General features: G+C 55.2%; 9 protein-coding genes, 3 tRNA genes and 6 rRNA genes. 1 reads left to right on the plus strand and 17 read right to left on the minus strand.

The window, feature by feature from the left end:
• Positions 1 to 59: 59 nt before the first annotated feature.
• The 4 genes from rrf (AC1Z36_RS00005) to AC1Z36_RS00020 form a co-directional block, all read right to left on the minus strand.
• A 5S ribosomal RNA gene (gene rrf, locus AC1Z36_RS00005) occupies positions 60 to 176 on the minus strand.
• Positions 177 to 334: 158 nt separating this feature from the next.
• Positions 335 to 3466: ribosomal RNA gene (locus tag AC1Z36_RS00010) — 23S ribosomal RNA — on the minus strand.
• A gap of 598 nt (positions 3467 to 4064) precedes the next feature.
• Positions 4065 to 5590 (minus strand): 16S ribosomal RNA (locus AC1Z36_RS00015).
• The 16S, 23S and 5S rRNA genes sit together here, the layout of an rRNA operon.
• Positions 5591 to 6108: 518 nt before the next feature.
• Positions 6109 to 6624, minus strand: coding sequence for a GtrA family protein (locus AC1Z36_RS00020; protein ID WP_105659209.1), 516 nt, complete (start codon positions 6622 to 6624; stop codon positions 6109 to 6111).
• A 177-nt stretch (positions 6625 to 6801) separates the two neighbouring features.
• On the opposite strand from AC1Z36_RS00020, the gene AC1Z36_RS00025 reads away from it, so the two are divergent.
• A complete protein-coding gene (locus AC1Z36_RS00025) occupies positions 6802 to 7188 on the plus strand; it encodes a hypothetical protein (RefSeq protein ID WP_483561554.1) in 387 nt (128 codons plus the stop codon).
• A gap of 58 nt (positions 7189 to 7246) precedes the next feature.
• On the opposite strand, the gene AC1Z36_RS00030 is transcribed toward AC1Z36_RS00025, so the two are convergent.
• The 13 genes from AC1Z36_RS00030 to AC1Z36_RS00090 all read right to left on the minus strand — a co-directional run bounded on the left by AC1Z36_RS00030 (position 7247) and on the right by AC1Z36_RS00090 (position 22451).
• Positions 7247 to 7322, minus strand: a tRNA-Glu gene (locus AC1Z36_RS00030).
• 48 nt (positions 7323 to 7370) lie between these two features.
• Positions 7371 to 7442: transfer RNA gene (locus AC1Z36_RS00035), tRNA-Gln, on the minus strand.
• A gap of 286 nt (positions 7443 to 7728) precedes the next feature.
• A tRNA-Pro gene (locus tag AC1Z36_RS00040) sits at positions 7729 to 7802 on the minus strand.
• Positions 7803 to 7911: 109 nt separating this feature from the next.
• Positions 7912 to 9288, minus strand: a complete 1377-nt coding sequence (locus tag AC1Z36_RS00045; protein ID WP_402741996.1) for an FAD-binding oxidoreductase — start codon at positions 9286 to 9288, stop codon at positions 7912 to 7914.
• A 176-nt stretch (positions 9289 to 9464) separates the two neighbouring features.
• Entirely contained in the window at positions 9465 to 10889 is a 1425-nt protein-coding gene (locus AC1Z36_RS00050) for an amino acid permease (RefSeq protein WP_483561555.1), read from the minus strand.
• 1098 nt (positions 10890 to 11987) lie between these two features.
• Positions 11988 to 12104, minus strand: a 5S ribosomal RNA gene (rrf, locus tag AC1Z36_RS00055).
• A 163-nt stretch (positions 12105 to 12267) separates the two neighbouring features.
• Positions 12268 to 15399 (minus strand): 23S ribosomal RNA (locus tag AC1Z36_RS00060).
• A gap of 598 nt (positions 15400 to 15997) precedes the next feature.
• A 16S ribosomal RNA gene (locus AC1Z36_RS00065) occupies positions 15998 to 17523 on the minus strand.
• A 270-nt stretch (positions 17524 to 17793) separates the two neighbouring features.
• Positions 17794 to 18039, minus strand: coding sequence for a hypothetical protein (locus AC1Z36_RS00070; RefSeq protein WP_133835060.1), 246 nt, complete (start codon positions 18037 to 18039; stop codon positions 17794 to 17796).
• Between the two features lie 43 nt (positions 18040 to 18082).
• Complete coding sequence (rlmB, locus tag AC1Z36_RS00075) at positions 18083 to 19030, minus strand: 23S rRNA (guanosine(2251)-2'-O)-methyltransferase RlmB (protein WP_105658780.1); 948 nt, start codon at positions 19028 to 19030, stop codon at positions 18083 to 18085.
• 50 nt (positions 19031 to 19080) lie between these two features.
• Positions 19081 to 20532, minus strand: coding sequence for a cysteine--tRNA ligase (gene cysS, locus AC1Z36_RS00080; protein WP_483561556.1), 1452 nt, complete (start codon positions 20530 to 20532; stop codon positions 19081 to 19083).
• Between the two features lie 87 nt (positions 20533 to 20619).
• A complete protein-coding gene (gene ispD, locus AC1Z36_RS00085) occupies positions 20620 to 21846 on the minus strand; it encodes a 2-C-methyl-D-erythritol 4-phosphate cytidylyltransferase (RefSeq protein ID WP_402741803.1) in 1227 nt (408 codons plus the stop codon).
• A gap of 119 nt (positions 21847 to 21965) precedes the next feature.
• Positions 21966 to 22451 (minus strand): CarD family transcriptional regulator, encoded by a 486-nt coding sequence (locus tag AC1Z36_RS00090; protein ID WP_038993823.1) that lies wholly within the window; start codon positions 22449 to 22451, stop codon positions 21966 to 21968.
• Between the last annotated feature and the right edge of the window lie 310 nt (positions 22452 to 22761).

The raw sequence follows: 22761 nt of genomic DNA on the forward strand, positions 1-22761 counted from the left end.
AACAGGTGAGGCCCCGGCACCAAACGGTACCAGGGCCTCAAACCATCTACTCAAGTTAAGTCCGGCGGTGACCTACTCTCCCACACCCTCACGAGTGCAGTACCATCGGCGCAGTGGGCCTTAGCTTCCGGGTTCGGTATGGGACCGGGCGTTTCCCCCACGCTATGACCGCCGTAACAATCACGAAGCACACAAACCAAAACGTTTCCTGGTCAATGTTTTCCGGTGCTACAAAGTCTTGTATCCGTATTTGCTGGTTAGAGGTTGTTGTCTCGTAACCGCATAGTGAACGCGAACAGCATTGAAATCATCAGTTCAAATATTGTTTTATTGTGTGTTGAAAGTCATCGGCCTATTAGTACAGGTCAGCTACACAAGTCTTTAGTCCTTGCTTCCACATCCTGCCTATCAACCCAGTGGTCTAGCTGGGGGCCTCTCACACTCAAGGTGCATGGAAATCTCATCTCGAAGCAGGCTTCCCGCTTAGATGCTTTCAGCGGTTATCCCTTCCAAACGTAGCTAATCAGCGATGCACTTGGCAGTACAACTGACACACCAGAGGTTCGTCCGTCCCGGTCCTCTCGTACTAAGGACAGCCCTTCTCAAATTTCCAACGCGCGCAGCGGATAGGGACCGAACTGTCTCACGACGTTCTAAACCCAGCTCGCGTACCGCTTTAATGGGCGAACAGCCCAACCCTTGGGACCTACTCCAGCCCCAGGATGCGACGAGCCGACATCGAGGTGCCAAACCATGCCGTCGATATGGACTCTTGGGCAAGATCAGCCTGTTATCCCCGAGGTACCTTTTATCCGTTGAGCGACGGCCCTTCCACGAGGTGCCGCCGGATCACTAGTCCCGACTTTCGTCCCTGCTCGAGCTGTCACTCTCACAGTCAAGCTCCCTTGTGCACTTACACTCGACACCTGATTGCCAACCAGGCTGAGGGAACCTTTGGGCGCCTCCGTTACATTTTAGGAGGCAACCGCCCCAGTTAAACTACCCATCAGGCACTGTCCCTGAACCAGATCATGGTCCGAAGTTAGGTGACCGGTACAGCCAGAGTGGTATTTCAACGATGACTCCACCTGAACTAGCGTCCAAGCTTCACAGTCTCCCACCTATCCTACACAAGCTGCACCGAACACCAATACCAAACTATAGTAAAGGTCTCGGGGTCTTTCCGTCCTGCTGCGCGTAACGAGCATCTTTACTCGTACTGCAATTTCGCCGAGTTCATGGTTGAGACAGCGGGGAAGTCGTTACTCCATTCGTGCAGGTCGGAACTTACCCGACAAGGAATTTCGCTACCTTAGGATGGTTATAGTTACCACCGCCGTTTACTGGGGCTTAAATTCTCAGCTTCGCATTACTGCTAACCAGTCCTCTTAACCTTCCAGCACCGGGCAGGAGTCAGTCCGTATACATCGTCTTGCGACTTCGCACGGACCTGTGTTTTTAGTAAACAGTCGCTTCCCCCTGGTCTCTGCGGCCCACACCCGCATCAGAGAAGCAAGTTCTCATCACGGGGCAGGCCCCCCTTCTTCCGAAGTTACGGGGGCATTTTGCCGAGTTCCTTAACCATGATTCTCTCGATCGCCTTAGTATTCTCTACCTGATCACCTGTGTCGGTTTGGGGTACGGGCGGACTTGGACCTCGCGCCGATGCTTTTCTAGGCAGCATAGGATCACCGAATCACCCCGAAAACGGGGCGCCTATCAGGTCTCAGAAACATGAGCGGCGGATTTGCCAACCACTCTTCCTACACCCTTGGACCAGGTCAATTCCATTGCCTGGCTCGGCTACCTTCCTGCGTCACACCTGTTAATACGCTGACCTCACTGCATCGGTTCCCACCACATCAACCAGCAAGATACCCGAAGGCACCAACAGCTAGCGTCAATCATGGTTAGCATCCACAGCTCAGTATGGGCGGTCCTTCGCCGGTACGGGAATATCAACCCGTTGTCCATCGACTACGCCTGTCGGCCTCGCCTTAGGTCCCGACTAACCCAGGGCAGATTAGCTTAACCCTGGAACCCTTGATCATTCGGCGGACGGGTTTCTCACCCGTCATTCGCTACTCATGCCTGCATTCTCACTCGTGTGGCCTCCACCGCTGGTTTACACCGCGACTTCACCGTCCACACGACGCTCCCCTACCCATCCAAACACCCAATCGAAACCAGGTTAATATTTGAATGACGCAACTTCGGCGGTGTGCTTGAGCCCCGCTACATTATCGGCGCGGAATCACTTGACCAGTGAGCTATTACGCACTCTTTCAAGGGTGGCTGCTTCTAAGCCAACCTCCTGGTTGTCACAGCAACTCCACATCCTTTTCCACTTAGCACACGCTTAGGGGCCTTAGTTGGCGTTCTGGGCTGTTTCCCTCTCGACTATGAAGCTTATCCCCCACAGTCTCACTGCTGCGCTCTCACTTGCCGGCATTCGGAGTTTGGCTAAGGTCAGTAACCTTGTAGGGCCCATCGCCTATCCAGTAGCTCTACCTCCAGCAAGAAACACGCAACGCTGCACCTAAATGCATTTCGGGGAGAACCAGCTATCACGAAGTTTGATTGGCCTTTCACCCCTACCCACAGCTCATCCCCTCCATTTTCAACTGAAGTGGGTTCGGTCCTCCACACGCTCTTACACGCGCTTCAACCTGGCCATGGGTAGATCACTTCGCTTCGGGTCTAGATCACGCCACTCAAACGCCCTATTCAGACTCGCTTTCGCTACGGCTTCCCCACACGGGTTAACCTCGCGACGTAACACTAACTCGCAGGCTCATTCTTCAAAAGGCACGCCATCACCAGGGAACAAGTCCCCAGCTCTAACGGATTGTAAGCGCACGGTTTCAGGTACTATTTCACTCCCCTCCCGGGGTACTTTTCACCATTCCCTCACGGTACTGATTCACTATCGGTCATCAAGTAGTATTCAGGCTTACCAGGTGGTCCTGGCAGATTCACACAAGGTTTCACGGGCCCCGTGCTACTCGGGTATCAACACTAGAACGGCAGACACGCATTACACCTACGGGACTATCACCCTCTATGGTCCGGCATTCCAACCGATTCACCTATACGCCTGCACCTCATCCCACCAGCAAGATAGCGCTGGTACATGCCGACCCCACAACCCCGGTGATGCAACGCCTATCCGCTATCACACACCAACCGGTTTAGCCCCATCCGCGTTCGCTCGCCACTACTAACGGAATCACTGTTGTTTTCTCTTCCTGCGGGTACTGAGATGTTTCACTTCCCCGCGTTCCCTCCACACAGCCTATACATTCAGCTGCAGGTCACACCACATAACATGGTGCGGGGTTCCCCCATTCGGAAATCCTGGTCTCAACGTCCGGTTATCGACTCCACCAGGCTTATCGCAGATTCCCACGTCCTTCATCGGCTCTTGATGCCAAGGCATCCACCGTGCGCCCTTAAAAACTTCAACACAACATCAAAGTCAAAAGATATGAGCAATAAAACAATCTAACAAAATCACGCAGACAAGACTCCAACACCAGGCAATCCAAGGAAAAGGACTACCCAGCTCATCTCATCTGCAAGATGCTCGCGTTCACTATACAGTTCCCAAACAACAACCCCGCACCCCCGCAACAACACCCCAAAACCAACACCAACCAAAGGCCAGCATCAATCCAACAGGACATCCTTGCAGCAAACACAGGACAAACACCGAAACACCAAGAACCCCTCACCCAAGCGAACACCACCAGGACCCTCCCCACAGGAAGAACCCCAGCAACCATTCACCAGGAAAGGAGGCTTGTTGCCTCAAAACCCAACAGCATGCCAAACCATACAAACCACGCAACACCCACACACCGCATTCCAGCACCGCAAGAAGAAAACCCCCTGCAATGCGTACTAGCAGATGCCCAAGCACCACGCGGCCACAGCCAATACCCCGCACCAGCATCAGCCAGCACGTTTTCCGGTATTGAGTCCATTGATATTCCACCCATGAGCAACCCACCCGGACAACACTCGTGTCCAGCATGGGCAACCAATAATGGTTAGCTCCTTAGAAAGGAGGTGATCCAGCCGCACCTTCCGGTACGGCTACCTTGTTACGACTTAGTCCCAATCGCCAGTCCCACCTTCGACGACTCCCCCCACACAAGGTGGTTAGGCCATCGGCTTCGGGTGTTACCAACTTTCGTGACTTGACGGGCGGTGTGTACAAGGCCCGGGAACGTATTCACCGCAGCGTTGCTGATCTGCGATTACTAGCGACTCCGACTTCATGGGGTCGAGTTGCAGACCCCAATCCGAACTGAGACCGGCTTTTAGGGATTAGCTCCACCTCACAGTATCGCAACCCATTGTACCGGCCATTGTAGCATGCGTGAAGCCCAAGACATAAGGGGCATGATGATTTGACGTCATCCCCACCTTCCTCCGAGTTGACCCCGGCAGTCTCCCATGAGTCCCCACCTTTACGTGCTGGCAACATGGAACGAGGGTTGCGCTCGTTGCGGGACTTAACCCAACATCTCACGACACGAGCTGACGACAACCATGCACCACCTGTGAACCAGCCCCGAAGGGAAACCCCATCTCTGAGGCGGTCTGGCACATGTCAAGCCTTGGTAAGGTTCTTCGCGTTGCATCGAATTAATCCGCATGCTCCGCCGCTTGTGCGGGCCCCCGTCAATTCCTTTGAGTTTTAGCCTTGCGGCCGTACTCCCCAGGCGGGGCACTTAATGCGTTAGCTACGGCGCGGAAAACGTGGAATGTCCCCCACACCTAGTGCCCAACGTTTACGGCATGGACTACCAGGGTATCTAATCCTGTTCGCTCCCCATGCTTTCGCTCCTCAGCGTCAGTAAATGCCCAGAGACCTGCCTTCGCCATCGGTGTTCCTCCTGATATCTGCGCATTTCACCGCTACACCAGGAATTCCAGTCTCCCCTACATCACTCTAGTCTGCCCGTACCCACCGCAGATCCGAGGTTGAGCCTCGGACTTTCACGGCAGACGCGACAAACCGCCTACGAGCTCTTTACGCCCAATAAATCCGGATAACGCTTGCGCCCTACGTATTACCGCGGCTGCTGGCACGTAGTTAGCCGGCGCTTCTTCTGCAGGTACCGTCACTTTCGCTTCTTCCCTACTGAAAGAGGTTTACAACCCGAAGGCCGTCATCCCTCACGCGGCGTCGCTGCATCAGGCTTTCGCCCATTGTGCAATATTCCCCACTGCTGCCTCCCGTAGGAGTCTGGGCCGTGTCTCAGTCCCAGTGTGGCCGGTCACCCTCTCAGGCCGGCTACCCGTCGTCGCCTTGGTGAGCCATTACCTCACCAACAAGCTGATAGGCCGCGAGTCCATCCCCCACCGATAAATCTTTCCACCAACAACCATGCGGTCAAAGGTAATATCCGGTATTAGACCCAGTTTCCCGGGCTTATCCCAGAGTCGGGGGCAGGTTACTCACGTGTTACTCACCCGTTCGCCACTAATCCACCCAGCAAGCTGGGCTTCATCGTTCGACTTGCATGTGTTAAGCACGCCGCCAGCGTTCATCCTGAGCCAGGATCAAACTCTCCATAAAAAAATAAAAAGCCACCGGCAACCCCTTGGAAAATAAGGGCGAAGCCAATGAAGTCCTGGCGAATAATAAAACACTCAAGAACACTGCACGGGGGTGCAATGCCTCAAGCAAATGTTATGTATTCACCAAATAAAAATATTCGGTATCAACAAACTTGGCACACTATTGAGTTCTCAAACAACAAACACTCTCGACACCACAACCACCAATCCTTCGATGACTGCTTCGCTCCGGAGCAACTTTTCCAACTTACCAGACTTCCTGATCCGATCAAAATCGGCGGAAAACCTTCAGTGAAAAGTGATTGGCTGCCGGGTAAACAATCGGTAGATTCCGTGTTGTTTCCGTTCCGGCAACAGATAAAAACTATACACAGGTTTTCAGGGCTCCGCAAATCGGCAGGGCACTTTTGACAGTGATCGTGGTTACACTGTGGTGGCATAATCCGCGGGCGTACTCTGACGCCCTGACAGTTAAACAAATCTGCAGCGGAATCGCGACTGCTTTGCTCCTGCGGTTTACAGGATCTCTGTACGTTTATGGAGCGTATCCAGGAAGACGAACTTCTTCATTGCCCACCATCGGAAGATCATCCCAAATAACGTCCCGATAATTGGTCCGGCGATAAAGTCGGCGATCTCCTGGACGATAAAAGAAACGTGTGGTTCCGTGATTCCAAAGATCCAACGGGATACATAAACCGGCGCCGCAGTAATTCCAATAGCTACCGTAGACATGCCGACGAATTTGATGAACTGGATACGTTTGAGGCCATGGACGACATCCCCAAAGGTAAACCGTCGCGAGAGGTAGTAGGAAACTACCGTGGCCGCTGCATTAGCGATAAGAAAAGCTGAAGTTGGATGCGCCCCCAGAATCGTGAACTTCAATCCGTAATTCACTGCCAAGGTCAGGAGGAAGCAGAATCCTCCTATGCCCAGGAAGTAGAGAGCTCTCTTTCGTTCCCGATACTGTTTTGGGCGCGATGGATCCTGTGCGCCTTCATCGCTAAATGCTTTGGCTCTGCCACTCATGGATCAAGCATAAACATCCCAGGATCGGCGAATAGAAAATTGAAACTTAATCAGGGCGGTTCTTAGTTATCCATATGGGTCACCTTGCACAGCATGCTCAGATTGAAGCTCATGAGCTTCCAGCGATGTATGAGTCGGGCATTTTCGTGGCAGCGTCCAATAGTCAGGATGGCGGCAATGAGTTGTTATGCCCTGCGGCTCAACGGGCTCAACGGGCTCAACGGGCTCAACGGGCTCAACGGGCTCAACGGGCTCAACGGGCTCAACGGGCTCAACGGGCTCAACGGGCTCAACGGGCTCAACGGGCTCAACGGGCTCAACGGGCTCAACGGGCTCAACGGGCTCAACGGGCTCAACGGGCTCAACGGGCTCAACGGGCTCAACGGGCTCAACGGGCTCAACGGGCTCAACGGGCTCAACGGGCTCAACGGGCTCAACGGGCTCAACGGGCTCAACGGGCAGTTTCCCCTCACCCGCGCCAGACCTGCAACTCTGCGCCGTTACATTACTGACGGATTACCCTGCTTAAGGAGGTTGCAGCGGAAGCCGCTGTCGGTTCCGTAGAATCCTCGGTTTTTGGGCATAAAAAAATCGCGAAACATAAGTTTCGCGATTTTTGCTTTGGTGACCCCAACGGGATTCGAACCCGTGTTGCCGCCGTGAGAGGGCGGAGTACTAGGCCGCTATACGATGGGGCCGTATGCTGAAGATAAATCTTCAGCTCACCAAATCTCTTTGGTGAAGCGCTGGGATACCAGGACTCGAACCTAGAATGACGGAACCAGAAACCGTTGTGTTGCCAATTACACCATATCCCAATGTGACTTGCTATTCATTTGCTTCAGCAGCCGAAGCTGATCTGCGCTGAACGCCTTAGCACGAGATATAACTATACCTAAAAAATTCACGGATCGCACATCCTGGGGCAATATCCTCGAGTGATCTGCAGCTCGTTTATTGAAATGCCTGTAACAGACCTGAGCTTCGCTACACGTCAGCCGATAAATTGCCGCCGAAGGAGGCAGGTCCACTTGACCTGTCACTGCGTGCTGAGACGACTGCTTAATGCAAAAGAGGGAACCGAAGTTCCCCCTTAGCTGTGTGTCGGGATAACAGGATTCGAACCTGCGACCTCGTCGTCCCGAACGACGCGCGCTACCAAGCTGCGCTATATCCCGTGGTTACAACCATTTCACTATACACCCTGCAGAATTCTCATCAATGCCCGGCATAGCTACTCTTTTCTTTGCCGCCAAGTCCTTAGCCGGGCCTCGCAGCTTAAGACCATTAGATAGCTTTCCCAGGATTCAAGATATTCAACGGGTCCAAAAGGTTCTTGATCTGCTGTTGGAGTTCGATCACTTCTGTTGCTTGTTCCCATTGCAACCAATCTTTTTTGATCAACCCGACACCGTGTTCGCCAGTAATTGTGCCGCCTAGTTCCAGTGCAATACGTACGGAGCTTTCAACTGCACGGTCAAGCCTCGCTAGTGGCTCGTTGCCGTCTTCCGGTTCTACAGAAAACGTCGGATGCAGATTGCCATCCCCTACATGCGAAATCATCCGCATGTTTACGTTTTCCTCCCGCGCAGCCCGTTGAACGCGGTGCACGTATTCAAGCATCTTGCTTTTCGGAATGGCGACATCCTCTCCAGTCCGGTAAGCATCGTCTTTAGTATCACCCCGGCTGGTTCGGCGCATTTCGATCAGTTGCATAGCACTCGGATCTGCCGAATTGCTTAGCTGGGCATTGCGTTCTGCGAAAACACTGCGGAGAGCGGCTTCTTCACGCTCGGCGCCGTAGCCATCCAGTCGAGCCAAGAGCATGGCACCGCCGAGACCTGCGTAATTCGTCGAGTACTGTTCATCAAGAATGAGCAGAGTCGAATGATCGATGAGTTCCAAAATGGCAGGCTGAATTCTGGCTTTGGCAATCAGTTGAACGCCCTCGACTGCTTCCTCCAGGCTGGGGAACAATAGAGCTATGTCTCGTTCGTCTACCGGGAGATAGCGCAATCGGAGAACTGCGCGAACGACAACGCCCAGCGTGCCCTCGGACCCTGTGAAAAGTGCGGCGAGATCATACCCTGCTACACCCTTGAACGTATTCTTGCCAACGCGGATTAGTCGGCCGTCAGCCAATACGACGTCTAGGGAGAGCACTGCTTCTCGAGTCACGCCATACTTCGCGCACCGCAGGCCTCCCGCGTTGGTTGCGATGTTGCCGCCAATCGTAGACATCTTGTAGCTAGCAGGATCCGGGGCGTACATGAGGCCGAATTCGGAAACGGCTTCGTTCAGCTGATGATTGATGACGCCAGGTTCAACCACAGCGACTTCATCTTCCGGGCGGATCTCTAGGATTCTATTCATCTTGCTCAAGTTCAAGACGATGGCATCACCTAGTACGTGCACACCGCCAGAAACACCTGTGCCGGCGCCGCGGCTGATGACCGGTACCCTGTATTCGCCAGCCAAGCGTAGAACGTGTTGTACATCCGCTACGGAACTGGCGAAAACCACGGCCAGCGGTTCAATGGGATCCCCCGACAACTGCCCGAAGTCTCTAGAGTTTTCTCGAAGCAGCGGGCCCGATGATTCTATGGCATTCTCTGGTAATGCCGCGCTGAGGGCATCTAGAAATCCGGCATGGGTAGCGGCCATCTTTATCTCCACGGATCGTTGCGTGCAAGTGATTACCTGAGACTACGGCTTTTGAAGGTCTTTGCCGAACTTGATGACTTGGCAATTTACTAGTAGCTCGGTTCAACACTGCGTTTGCGCCCTCATGGCCAGCCAGTCCGGGGCCGGCATACGTCATTGCCCTATTATTTATCGGGCTAGGACCGTTCAGCTGCTGCATTTTCTTTCGATTGTGCTGCTTGGATTTCTGCTGGAAGAGCTTTTCCCCTGACGAATAGTCGATAACAGACGCCCAGGATTGCCACCCAGATTAGACCGATAATGAGTGCACTACGCGTATCAGGAATAATGCCGATTAAGATGATCACGAAGATCATGAAGGCCAGCGCCAAGTAGCTACCCACTGGCCAAAGCGGAACTGGGAATGCAGAAGGTTCAAGATTATCTCTGTCTATCCGGTGCTTCATCCGAATATGAGAGATCAGGATCATCGACCAAACAACGACGGTGGCGAAAGTAGCCAATGCAGCAATGAGGAAGAAGATCTCATCTTCGAACCATATGTTCAGCACTACGCCAATCAGCAATGCGCCGATCATCGATAGTGAAGTCACCCATGGGACCCCGTTAGCCGTGGTCTTCGTGAATACCTGTGGTGCCTGGCCTTGTTTGGCCATACCGTGAATCATGCGTCCCGCGCCGAAGATGTCTGCGTTGATTGCTGAGAGTGCCGCAGTGATGACGATGAAGTTCAGGACATTTGCTGCTGACGAGAAGCCGATGCTGGAGAAGATCGAAACGCATGGACTTTCACTACCGTCAATCGTGTTCCACGGCTGAATGCACATGATGACGCTGAGCGTCAGTACGTAGAACAGCAAGATGCGCACTGGTACAGAGTTAATTGCCTGCGGAATGACTTTACGCGGGTTTTGCGCTTCGCCAGCGGTAATGCCGATCACTTCGGTGCCGCCGAAGGCAAACATGACAATCGTCAGGGAAGCGAGAATGCCCCAGACACCATGCGGCATGAAACCGTCGCCAGCAAAGAGATTGGATAGACCTGCAGCTCCTTCGCTTTGGTTGCCCAACCCGAAGACGATTACGAGAACGCCACCAGCGATCATTGCCATGATAGCGACGACCTTGATCAAGGAGAACCAAAATTCCAGTTCCCCGAAGACTTTGACCGAGAGCAGGTTCACGGCAGCAATGAAGAAAACAACTGCCAGGATCCAGATCCATCGTTCGACGTTGGGAAACCAGAAACCCATATATACGCCAAAAGCTGTCACGTCAGCCAGGGCCACCACAAACATTTCAAACGTGTAGGTCCACCCGGTTGCAAAGCCAGCAAAGCGTCCAACGAATTCAGTGGCATAGCTTCCGAATGAGCCGGAGGTCGGATTGCGGACTGCCATTTCTCCCAACGCACGCATCACCATGAACACCACTGCCCCACCGAGTATGTATGCCAACAGCACCGCTGGCCCAGCCATTTGAATGGCGCTTGCGGAACCATAGAACAAGCCTGTGCCAATAGCAGACCCTAGAGCGATAAACCTGATGTGCCGTGTGCTTAAACCACGTTTCAAGTTTTGACTTGTCTGGCTAGTACGCATGCTGCTCCTCCGAGATTCCTAACTGCATCAGAGGTTTGCCGCTCACTTTTCATGGTGTGCTTCAACCCCGACATCCATGTAATCGCAGTCACACGCATCTTGGAGCGGGGAAAAAGACAAGATAGTCCGGTACCTCAGACTCGTGGTGAAAAGAAGCTGAGATACCGGATGGCAATTCTTCCAACGGGTATCTCGGGACAGCGTGATGGGCATTCTGGAATTTCGACCACTCGCGAGCTGTAGATAGAAGTACACATCCCGGCATGCAATGCAGTCAGATACTCGTGAATCCAATTGAAGGATCATGCTGCGCGATCCTCACCAACGACCTTGAGAATGCTTAAATGTGCTTGCGCAATCCCTCGATATCGAGGCAGGATTCCGATACGGCTGGCTTCAAAGTGCTGCACGTCAGTGGTCAGCAGCCACGCCCGCCTGTGTCCGTCATGTTGTCCACCGGAAGTCAAAGCATCTGCTGTCCGTTAGCGTCCGCGTCTTCAGAAACATGATGCCGGTGTCTTCGGGCGGTGGATGACAGTATCTATTGCTTTCAAGGCTTTCCAAGACGAGGTCCACAATGACGTTCATTGGCCTGACCCGGTGAATTCTCGCAGTCTTGGTTCCCTTGGTCGGTCGAATCCCCTTACGCCGAGACCTGTGGTTGCCAGTTGCTCTCACCATTGCACGCCGGCAGGTGAATGTGGTGCAACTGCGGGAATCGTCTTCCGAAACGGAGCTGTCGCCTTGGTGCCTGAAACTCAAATTACGCAGTCGACCAGCTGGCATTTTTAGTCGATACCCGTCAGGGAACAAATATGGCTCAGCAAGGCTGGCTGGGCCGACAACCTGATCTTCAATTTGGATAAGAACTCCAGTGAATAATTCTCGGGTAACCTGGCCCTCGTCATCCGGTGCAAGCAACTGAGCCAGCCGGCAACCTTGGCCAACACAAATACCCTGGACGCACTGGTCGTTAAAGCAGGAGGGGAGGGGGAACCAGGCTGCACCAGCTGCCCAATTCCCCCTCCCCTTCCCGTTAAACAGGTGAGGCCCCGGCACCAAACGGTACCAGGGCCTCAAACCATCTACTCAAGTTAAGTCCGGCGGTGACCTACTCTCCCACACCCTCACGAGTGCAGTACCATCGGCGCAGTGGGCCTTAGCTTCCGGGTTCGGTATGGGACCGGGCGTTTCCCCCACGCTATGACCGCCGTAACAATCACGAAGCACACAAACCAAAACGTTTCCTGGTCAATGTTTTCCGGTGCTACAAAGTCTTGTAACTCATCCGTATTTGCTGGCTAGAGGTTGTTGTCTCGTAACCGCATAGTGAACGCGAACAGCATTGAAATCATCAGTTCAAATATTGTTTTATTGTGTGTTGAAAGTCATCGGCCTATTAGTACAGGTCAGCTACACAAGTCTTTAGTCCTTGCTTCCACATCCTGCCTATCAACCCAGTGGTCTAGCTGGGGGCCTCTCACACTCAAGGTGCATGGAAATCTCATCTCGAAGCAGGCTTCCCGCTTAGATGCTTTCAGCGGTTATCCCTTCCAAACGTAGCTAATCAGCGATGCACTTGGCAGTACAACTGACACACCAGAGGTTCGTCCGTCCCGGTCCTCTCGTACTAAGGACAGCCCTTCTCAAATTTCCAACGCGCGCAGCGGATAGGGACCGAACTGTCTCACGACGTTCTAAACCCAGCTCGCGTACCGCTTTAATGGGCGAACAGCCCAACCCTTGGGACCTACTCCAGCCCCAGGATGCGACGAGCCGACATCGAGGTGCCAAACCATGCCGTCGATATGGACTCTTGGGCAAGATCAGCCTGTTATCCCCGAGGTACCTTTTATCCGTTGAGCGACGGCCCTTCCACGAGGTGCCGCCGGATCACTAGTCCCGACTTTCGTCCCTGCTCGAGCTGTCACTCTCACAGTCAAGCTCCCTTGTGCACTTACACTCGACACCTGATTGCCAACCAGGCTGAGGGAACCTTTGGGCGCCTCCGTTACATTTTAGGAGGCAACCGCCCCAGTTAAACTACCCATCAGGCACTGTCCCTGAACCAGATCATGGTCCGAAGTTAGGTGACCGGTACAGCCAGAGTGGTATTTCAACGATGACTCCACCTGAACTAGCGTCCAAGCTTCACAGTCTCCCACCTATCCTACACAAGCTGCACCGAACACCAATACCAAACTATAGTAAAGGTCTCGGGGTCTTTCCGTCCTGCTGCGCGTAACGAGCATCTTTACTCGTACTGCAATTTCGCCGAGTTCATGGTTGAGACAGCGGGGAAGTCGTTACTCCATTCGTGCAGGTCGGAACTTACCCGACAAGGAATTTCGCTACCTTAGGATGGTTATAGTTACCACCGCCGTTTACTGGGGCTTAAATTCTCAGCTTCGCATTACTGCTAACCAGTCCTCTTAACCTTCCAGCACCGGGCAGGAGTCAGTCCGTATACATCGTCTTGCGACTTCGCACGGACCTGTGTTTTTAGTAAACAGTCGCTTCCCCCTGGTCTCTGCGGCCCACACCCGCATCAGAGAAGCAAGTTCTCATCACGGGGCAGGCCCCCCTTCTTCCGAAGTTACGGGGGCATTTTGCCGAGTTCCTTAACCATGATTCTCTCGATCGCCTTAGTATTCTCTACCTGATCACCTGTGTCGGTTTGGGGTACGGGCGGACTTGGACCTCGCGCCGATGCTTTTCTAGGCAGCATAGGATCACCGAATCACCCCGAAAACGGGGCGCCTATCAGGTCTCAGAAACATGAGCGGCGGATTTGCCAACCACTCTTCCTACACCCTTGGACCAGGTCAATTCCATTGCCTGGCTCGGCTACCTTCCTGCGTCACACCTGTTAATACGCTGACCTCACTGCATCGGTTCCCACCACATCAACCAGCAAGATACCCGAAGGCACCAACAGCTAGCGTCAATCATGGTTAGCATCCACAGCTCAGTATGGGCGGTCCTTCGCCGGTACGGGAATATCAACCCGTTGTCCATCGACTACGCCTGTCGGCCTCGCCTTAGGTCCCGACTAACCCAGGGCAGATTAGCTTAACCCTGGAACCCTTGATCATTCGGCGGACGGGTTTCTCACCCGTCATTCGCTACTCATGCCTGCATTCTCACTCGTGTGGCCTCCACCGCTGGTTTACACCGCGACTTCACCGTCCACACGACGCTCCCCTACCCATCCAAACACCCAATCGAAACCAGGTTAATATTTGAATGACGCAACTTCGGCGGTGTGCTTGAGCCCCGCTACATTATCGGCGCGGAATCACTTGACCAGTGAGCTATTACGCACTCTTTCAAGGGTGGCTGCTTCTAAGCCAACCTCCTGGTTGTCACAGCAACTCCACATCCTTTTCCACTTAGCACACGCTTAGGGGCCTTAGTTGGCGTTCTGGGCTGTTTCCCTCTCGACTATGAAGCTTATCCCCCACAGTCTCACTGCTGCGCTCTCACTTGCCGGCATTCGGAGTTTGGCTAAGGTCAGTAACCTTGTAGGGCCCATCGCCTATCCAGTAGCTCTACCTCCAGCAAGAAACACGCAACGCTGCACCTAAATGCATTTCGGGGAGAACCAGCTATCACGAAGTTTGATTGGCCTTTCACCCCTACCCACAGCTCATCCCCTCCATTTTCAACTGAAGTGGGTTCGGTCCTCCACACGCTCTTACACGCGCTTCAACCTGGCCATGGGTAGATCACTTCGCTTCGGGTCTAGATCACGCCACTCAAACGCCCTATTCAGACTCGCTTTCGCTACGGCTTCCCCACACGGGTTAACCTCGCGACGTAACACTAACTCGCAGGCTCATTCTTCAAAAGGCACGCCATCACCAGGGAACAAGTCCCCAGCTCTAACGGATTGTAAGCGCACGGTTTCAGGTACTATTTCACTCCCCTCCCGGGGTACTTTTCACCATTCCCTCACGGTACTGATTCACTATCGGTCATCAAGTAGTATTCAGGCTTACCAGGTGGTCCTGGCAGATTCACACAAGGTTTCACGGGCCCCGTGCTACTCGGGTATCAACACTAGAACGGCAGACACGCATTACACCTACGGGACTATCACCCTCTATGGTCCGGCATTCCAACCGATTCACCTATACGCCTGCACCTCATCCCACCAGCAAGATAGCGCTGGTACATGCCGACCCCACAACCCCGGTGATGCAACGCCTATCCGCTATCACACACCAACCGGTTTAGCCCCATCCGCGTTCGCTCGCCACTACTAACGGAATCACTGTTGTTTTCTCTTCCTGCGGGTACTGAGATGTTTCACTTCCCCGCGTTCCCTCCACACAGCCTATACATTCAGCTGCAGGTCACACCACATAACATGGTGCGGGGTTCCCCCATTCGGAAATCCTGGTCTCAACGTCCGGTTATCGACTCCACCAGGCTTATCGCAGATTCCCACGTCCTTCATCGGCTCTTGATGCCAAGGCATCCACCGTGCGCCCTTAAAAACTTCAACACAACATCAAAGTCAAAAGATATGAGCAATAAAACAATCTAACAAAATCACGCAGACAAGACTCCAACACCAGGCAATCCAAGGAAAAGGACTACCCAGCTCATCTCATCTGCAAGATGCTCGCGTTCACTATACAGTTCCCAAACAACAACCCCGCACCCCCGCAACAACACCCCAAAACCAACACCAACCAAAGGCCAGCATCAATCCAACAGGACATCCTTGCAGCAAACACAGGACAAACACCGAAACACCAAGAACCCCTCACCCAAGCGAACACCACCAGGACCCTCCCCACAGGAAGAACCCCAGCAACCATTCACCAGGAAAGGAGGCTTGTTGCCTCAAAACCCAACAGCATGCCAAACCATACAAACCACGCAACACCCACACACCGCATTCCAGCACCGCAAGAAGAAAACCCCCTGCAATGCGTACTAGCAGATGCCCAAGCACCACGCGGCCACAGCCAATACCCCGCACCAGCATCAGCCAGCACGTTTTCCGGTATTGAGTCCATTGATATTCCACCCATGAGCAACCCACCCGGACAACACTCGTGTCCAGCATGGGCAACCAATAATGGTTAGCTCCTTAGAAAGGAGGTGATCCAGCCGCACCTTCCGGTACGGCTACCTTGTTACGACTTAGTCCCAATCGCCAGTCCCACCTTCGACGACTCCCCCCACACAAGGTGGTTAGGCCATCGGCTTCGGGTGTTACCAACTTTCGTGACTTGACGGGCGGTGTGTACAAGGCCCGGGAACGTATTCACCGCAGCGTTGCTGATCTGCGATTACTAGCGACTCCGACTTCATGGGGTCGAGTTGCAGACCCCAATCCGAACTGAGACCGGCTTTTAGGGATTAGCTCCACCTCACAGTATCGCAACCCATTGTACCGGCCATTGTAGCATGCGTGAAGCCCAAGACATAAGGGGCATGATGATTTGACGTCATCCCCACCTTCCTCCGAGTTGACCCCGGCAGTCTCCCATGAGTCCCCACCTTTACGTGCTGGCAACATGGAACGAGGGTTGCGCTCGTTGCGGGACTTAACCCAACATCTCACGACACGAGCTGACGACAACCATGCACCACCTGTGAACCAGCCCCGAAGGGAAACCCCATCTCTGAGGCGGTCTGGCACATGTCAAGCCTTGGTAAGGTTCTTCGCGTTGCATCGAATTAATCCGCATGCTCCGCCGCTTGTGCGGGCCCCCGTCAATTCCTTTGAGTTTTAGCCTTGCGGCCGTACTCCCCAGGCGGGGCACTTAATGCGTTAGCTACGGCGCGGAAAACGTGGAATGTCCCCCACACCTAGTGCCCAACGTTTACGGCATGGACTACCAGGGTATCTAATCCTGTTCGCTCCCCATGCTTTCGCTCCTCAGCGTCAGTAAATGCCCAGAGACCTGCCTTCGCCATCGGTGTTCCTCCTGATATCTGCGCATTTCACCGCTACACCAGGAATTCCAGTCTCCCCTACATCACTCTAGTCTGCCCGTACCCACCGCAGATCCGAGGTTGAGCCTCGGACTTTCACGGCAGACGCGACAAACCGCCTACGAGCTCTTTACGCCCAATAAATCCGGATAACGCTTGCGCCCTACGTATTACCGCGGCTGCTGGCACGTAGTTAGCCGGCGCTTCTTCTGCAGGTACCGTCACTTTCGCTTCTTCCCTACTGAAAGAGGTTTACAACCCGAAGGCCGTCATCCCTCACGCGGCGTCGCTGCATCAGGCTTTCGCCCATTGTGCAATATTCCCCACTGCTGCCTCCCGTAGGAGTCTGGGCCGTGTCTCAGTCCCAGTGTGGCCGGTCACCCTCTCAGGCCGGCTACCCGTCGTCGCCTTGGTGAGCCATTACCTCACCAACAAGCTGATAGGCCGCGAGTCCATCCCCCACCGATAAATCTTTCCACCAACAACCATGCGGTCAAAGGTAATATCCGGTATTAGACCCAGTTTCCCGGGCTTATCCCAGAGTCGGGGGCAGGTTACTCACGTGTTACTCACCCGTTCGCCACTAATCCACCCAGCAAGCTGGGCTTCATCGTTCGACTTGCATGTGTTAAGCACGCCGCCAGCGTTCATCCTGAGCCAGGATCAAACTCTCCATAAAAAAATAAAAAGCCACCGGCAACCCCTTGGAAAATAAGGGCGAAGCCAATGAAGTCCTGGCGAATAATAAAACACTCAAGAACACTGCACGGGGGTGCAATGCCTCAAGCAAATGTTATGTATTCACCAAATAAAAATATTCGGTATCAACAAACTTGGCACACTATTGAGTTCTCAAACAACAAACACTCTCGACACCACAACCACCGATCCTTCGATGACTGCTTCGCTCCGGAGCAACTTTACAAGCTTACCACCAAGTTGACCGTTGTCAACTCGACATTTCAGTCTTGTTCACCCCGCCGTTTCCGTTTCGCCCTTTCAGGCTGTCCGGATCAGCGGCGCGAGATAAAACTCTACACGGGTTCAGCCACGACGCAAAATCGGCCAGTTTCCATGCTTTTCTGCGCAGAATCCCCGGAATCATGCGGATTCCCTGCGGTCCAAGGTGAATATCGGCTAAAAACAACGGAAAATTGTTGTTATGAAGCAGGTCACCCCAATGAAAAGGGGCCATAACTTGCCTTGGCAAGTTATGGCCCCTTCACGGTGCTTGGAGACTACTTGGACTGTCCAGCGCGCAAACGCGATACCTCGTAGAGCGAGATGCCAACAGCCATCGAAGCATTCAGCGATTCCATTGCCGAGTCGATTGGAATCGAAACGATGGCGTCGCAGTTTTCGCGGACCAGCCGGGACAGGCCCTTGCCTTCGGAACCAACCACGATGCACAGCGGGCCGGTAGCCAATTCGAAGTTCGGAAGCTCCATGTCGCCACCGGCGTCGAGGCCGATCACGAAAATGCCAGCAGCCTTGATTTCTTTCAGTGCGCTGGTCAGGTTGCTGCACTTGGCTACTGGTACGCGTACAGCTGCACCGGCGCTGGTCTTCCATGCCGAAGCGGTCATGCCGACGCTGCGGCGCTCTGGAATGATCACGCCGTCTGCGCCGAAGGCCGAAGCCGAACGGACAATCGCACCCAGGTTACGCGGGTCGGTGATGCCATCCAGTGCCAGGAACAGCGGCTGGGTCCGGGTGTATCCCTTGTCGAAGTCCTTGATGGCCTTGGTAGCCAGCTGGACTGCATCCTTGTATTCGTATGGCGGGATCTGCAGGGCCATGCCCTGGTGGATCGCGTCATCGGTCATGCGGTCGAGCTCGGGCTTGGATGCTTCCATCAGCGGGATGCCCAGCTCGGCAGCCAGCTTCAGGGATTCGCGGACGCGGTCATCGACGTCGATGCGGATGGCAACGTGCAGCGCCTTGGCAGGGATGCCGGCGCGCAGCGCCTCAACGACGGAGTTGCGGCCGGTGACGAATTCGGCGTTAACCTTGATGCGGTCGGTTCGGCGGCCGGTGCTGCGCTTGGCGGCCGAGCGCTCAGAGAGCTGCTTGGCACGGTAAGCCTTGTGGTACGGGCGGTCCTCCGCTTTGGGGGTCGGGCCCTTGCCCTCGAGGGAACGACGTCCCTTGCCACCACTACCCTTGGTTGGGCCCTTTTTGTTCATTGGTTCATGTCCTTTAGTTTTGAGTTCGTTGGTGCCGCGCGTGTTCGCGACTAGTTGTCCAGAGTCCAGCGAGCGCCATCGGCCGAGTCCGCCACGGTAATGCCAGCGGATGCCAGCGCATCGCGGATGGCGTCGGAGCGTGCCCAGTCCTTGGCAGCGCGTGCTTCGGCGCGTTCAGCCAACTGGGCCTGGATCAGCTGATCCAGGGCTGCGTGCTCTGCAGAAGATTTCGAGCTTTCATTGCTGCCGGCATCATCCAGGCCCAATACCTGGGTCATGGCCAAGACCTGGCCCAAGGCCTTGGCAGTGGCAGCGTCGTCATGGCTATCCAAGGATGCATTGCCCAGCCGCACGGTTTCATGCAGCGCGGCCAGCGCCATTGGAACGTTCAGGTCATCATCCATCGCGGTGCCGAAAGCTTCCGGAACCCCGGTGGCCACGATCGACTCGGCGACGGCACCCAGGCGGTAGCGCGCGTTGGAGATGAAGGTGTCGATGCGTTCGACCGCTGCCCCCGCTTCGGTCAGCGAGTCCGGGCGGTAGTCGAGCATCGAACGGTACTGCGCCTGGCCCAGGAAGTAGCGCACCACGCGGGCGTCGGCCAGCGCGAGCATTTCTTCCGGGGAAATGGTGTTCCCAATGGACTTGGACATCTTCTCACCCTCATAGGTGACCATGCCGTTGTGCATCCAGAAGTTTGCAAAGCCGTGGCCAGCCGCGTTGGACTGGGCCATTTCGTTCTCGTGGTGCGGGAAGCGCAGATCCAGTCCGCCGCCATGGATGTCGAATTCGCTGCCCAGGTACTTGCCAGCCATCGCCGAGCACTCAAGATGCCAGCCCGGGCGGCCGCGTCCCCAGGGGCTTGGCCAGGAAGCGGTCAACGGATCGGTGCCCTTGTAGCCCTTCCACAGCGCGAAGTCGCGTGGATCCTTCTTGCCGCGCGGATCCGAATCCGGCGCGTCCTGCATATCTTCGATCTTCTGGCGGGTCAGTGCGCCGTACTGCTCATAGGAGCGCACGTCGAAATAGACATCTCCGGAGCTGTCGGCCGCCGGGTAGGCATGGCCGCGTTCGATCAGCTGTGCAATCAGCTCATGCATTTCGGTGATGTGGCCGGTCGCGCGGGGCTCGTAAGTCGGGCGTTGGACACCCAGAGCCTCGTAAGCCCGTGCGAATTCCTGCTCGAAGCGGTACGCCAGGGCGAACCATTCTTCGCGCGGCTTGTAATGGGCATCCGCCTCGAAGTCCTCGGCGAAGGATTTCGCCGACTTCTCCAGGATCTTGTCATCGATGTCGGTCACGTTGCGGACGGTGGTGACGGCAAAGCCGCGGTATTCGAGCCAGCGCACCAACAGGTCGAAGACAATGGCGCTGCGGACGTGGCCCACGTGCGGCATGCCCTGCACGGTGGCGCCACAGTAGTACAGCTTGACTTCGCCTTCCGCCAATGGCTGGAAGTCGCGTACGGATGCTGTTTTGGTGTCATAGAATCGCAGGCTCACGCCTTTAAGGTTATCCGATGGATGCACCCTTTGTACTTCACTTGTGACACTCTCGATGATCGAAGCCCCGCGGTTGCGCCAAGGGGCCTAGCCCGATACCGGGTAGACCAGTGCGGTGGCATAGGCTGTCACGCCCTTGCCTTCCCCCTCGTAGCCCAGCCCGTCGCTGGTGGTCGCAATGACGCTGACTGGGGCGCCGATAGCCTCGCTCAGCACTTTGCTGGCTTCTTCGCGGCGCGCGGCAAAGCGCGGGCGGCGGCCAACGAACTGCACCGCGACATTGCCGATTTCGAATCCCGCCTCCCGCACCAGGCGCGCGGCTTCTGCAATCAGGCTCACACCGCTGGCCCCGGCGAATTCCGGTCGGTCCACCCCGAAGTGCGTGCCCAGATCGCCAATGCCCGCCGCGGAGAACAGCGCATCGCAGGCCGCGTGCGCTACCGCGTCGCCATCGGAGTGGCCCGAAAGCCCGGTGTCTTCCGGGAAGTGCAGTCCTGCCAGCCACATTTCGCGAGTCGGGTCTTCGCTAACCGCGTGAACATCGATGCCGTTGCCGACTCGTGGCAGGATCATGGTTTCTTCCTTTGCGCTTGGGGTGGCCGCGGGCTGGTTCGCCGCGAGCTTGCCTGCCGCGTCGAGATCTCCGGGATAGGTGACCTTCATGGCTTGCTGCGATCCCGGCACCACATGGACTTCGGCTCCGAAAGCCCGCACGATCGACGCGTCGTCGGTAACCTTCTCCAGTTCTGCCTCGGTGCAGCCATCCAGTTGGGCATGGGCATCGCGCAACAGCTGCGCGTCAAAGCCCTGCGGGGTTTGCACCGCGCGCAGGATGGAACGTGCCGGGGTTTCCTTGATGATTTCGTGCTCGCCGGCGGCATCGAGCTCCACCACGCAGATGGTGTCGGTGACGTTCAACGCCGGGATGACGGCGTTGCACTGCTCGTCGGCCAGAGCGCCAAGCACTTGTTCATGCAGCTTCGCCGGGGCAAAAGCACGGGCGGCGTCATGGACCAGAATGTTGGTGGCGGCGGAACTGGCTACAGCCAAGCCGGCACGGACCGACGCGGCGCGGCTGGCGCCACCGGGCACGGTGCGCACCTTGTCCCCGTACTGCGCCATGGCCGCGGCCAGGCGTTCGTCCTGCGGCGGGGTAACCACGATGATTTCGGTGATCTTCGGAATTCCCAGCGCCCGGTCCACGGCATGTTCAGCCAGGGATTTTCCGGCCACCTGGACCATCGCTTTGGGAAGGCCAGCGCCGAGGCGGGTTCCCATTCCAGCAGCCACGAGGATCAGGCTTGAGTTATGCACTTCGCTTTGCTTCACAGCGCCCAGCTTATCGTGCCGCGCGGTTCGGCCTTGGCCGCTTTAACGCCAAAAGCCGTGAAACGCTTGGGAGCGTTTCACGGCGATGCGTTACCGGAACGGGGCTAGGCCGAAGCCAGAACCTCGTCCAAGAGGCCTTCTGCCTTGGCCTCGTCCAGATCCTTGGCCAAGGCCAATTCACTGATCAATACCTGGCGAGCTTTTGCCAGCATGCGCTTTTCGCCTGCCGACAGGCCACGGTCATTTTCTCGGCGCCACAAGTCGCGGACTACTTCTGCAACCTTGATGACATCGCCGGAAGCGAGCTTCTCGACATTTGCCTTGTAGCGGCGCGACCAGTTGGTCGGCTCTTCGGTAAATTCAGCACGAAGGACATCGAACACATGGTCCAAGCCTTCCTGACCTACCACGTCACGTACGCCAACAAGATCAACGTTCTCAGCAGGAACCTCGATGGTCAGGTCGCCCTGAGCCACCTTGAGCTTGAGATACATTTTCTCTTCGCCCTTGATCTTGCGCATCTTGATCTCTTCGATCATCGCGGCACCGTGGTGCGGGTAGACAACAGTCTCGCCAACCTCAAAAACCATGTGGATAAACCCCTTTCCCACGCCCTAGTCTACCATGTTTGCTATTCCGGATCCTGCGACTGTGCCCCATATAACCGCGAATTCACGCGGAAATGCCTCTTCCACTTGCAAGAGAAACATGCTATGAAGAAGGTAGGGCAGTCGACTGCGCACCAACCCCCTTCCCCACATCGGTTGTCTACAACTTGTCGAAATGCGTGTGTTGCACGTCGCTAAATCGCGTCTTTGCGTGAAAAACAGCTAGGCTTAGAGGTAATCGTGGTCCAATTTTCGATTGCGCCTGCCCTAGGTGCATTCGATTAAGCAGACC

The organism is Glutamicibacter sp. BS14 (genome assembly GCF_056934375.1).

What these genes read in the sequence shown, in the direction of transcription:
- rlmB (WP_105658780.1), bottom strand. Translation starts at nt 19,030, where the DNA reads ATGAACAAAAAGGGCCCAACCAAGGGTAGTGGTGGCAAGGGACGTCGT.
- AC1Z36_RS00070 (WP_133835060.1), bottom strand. Translation starts at nt 18,039, where the DNA reads ATGGCCCCTTTTCATTGGGGTGACCTGCTTCATAACAACAATTTTCCG.
- AC1Z36_RS00045 (WP_402741996.1), bottom strand. Translation starts at nt 9,288, where the DNA reads ATGGCCGCTACCCATGCCGGATTTCTAGATGCCCTCAGCGCGGCATTA.
- AC1Z36_RS00020 (WP_105659209.1), bottom strand. Translation starts at nt 6,624, where the DNA reads ATGAGTGGCAGAGCCAAAGCATTTAGCGATGAAGGCGCACAGGATCCA.
- AC1Z36_RS00025 (WP_483561554.1), top strand. Translation starts at nt 6,802, where the DNA reads ATGAGTTGTTATGCCCTGCGGCTCAACGGGCTCAACGGGCTCAACGGG.
- AC1Z36_RS00090 (WP_038993823.1), bottom strand. Translation starts at nt 22,451, where the DNA reads ATGGTTTTTGAGGTTGGCGAGACTGTTGTCTACCCGCACCACGGTGCC.
- AC1Z36_RS00050 (WP_483561555.1), bottom strand. Translation starts at nt 10,889, where the DNA reads ATGCGTACTAGCCAGACAAGTCAAAACTTGAAACGTGGTTTAAGCACA.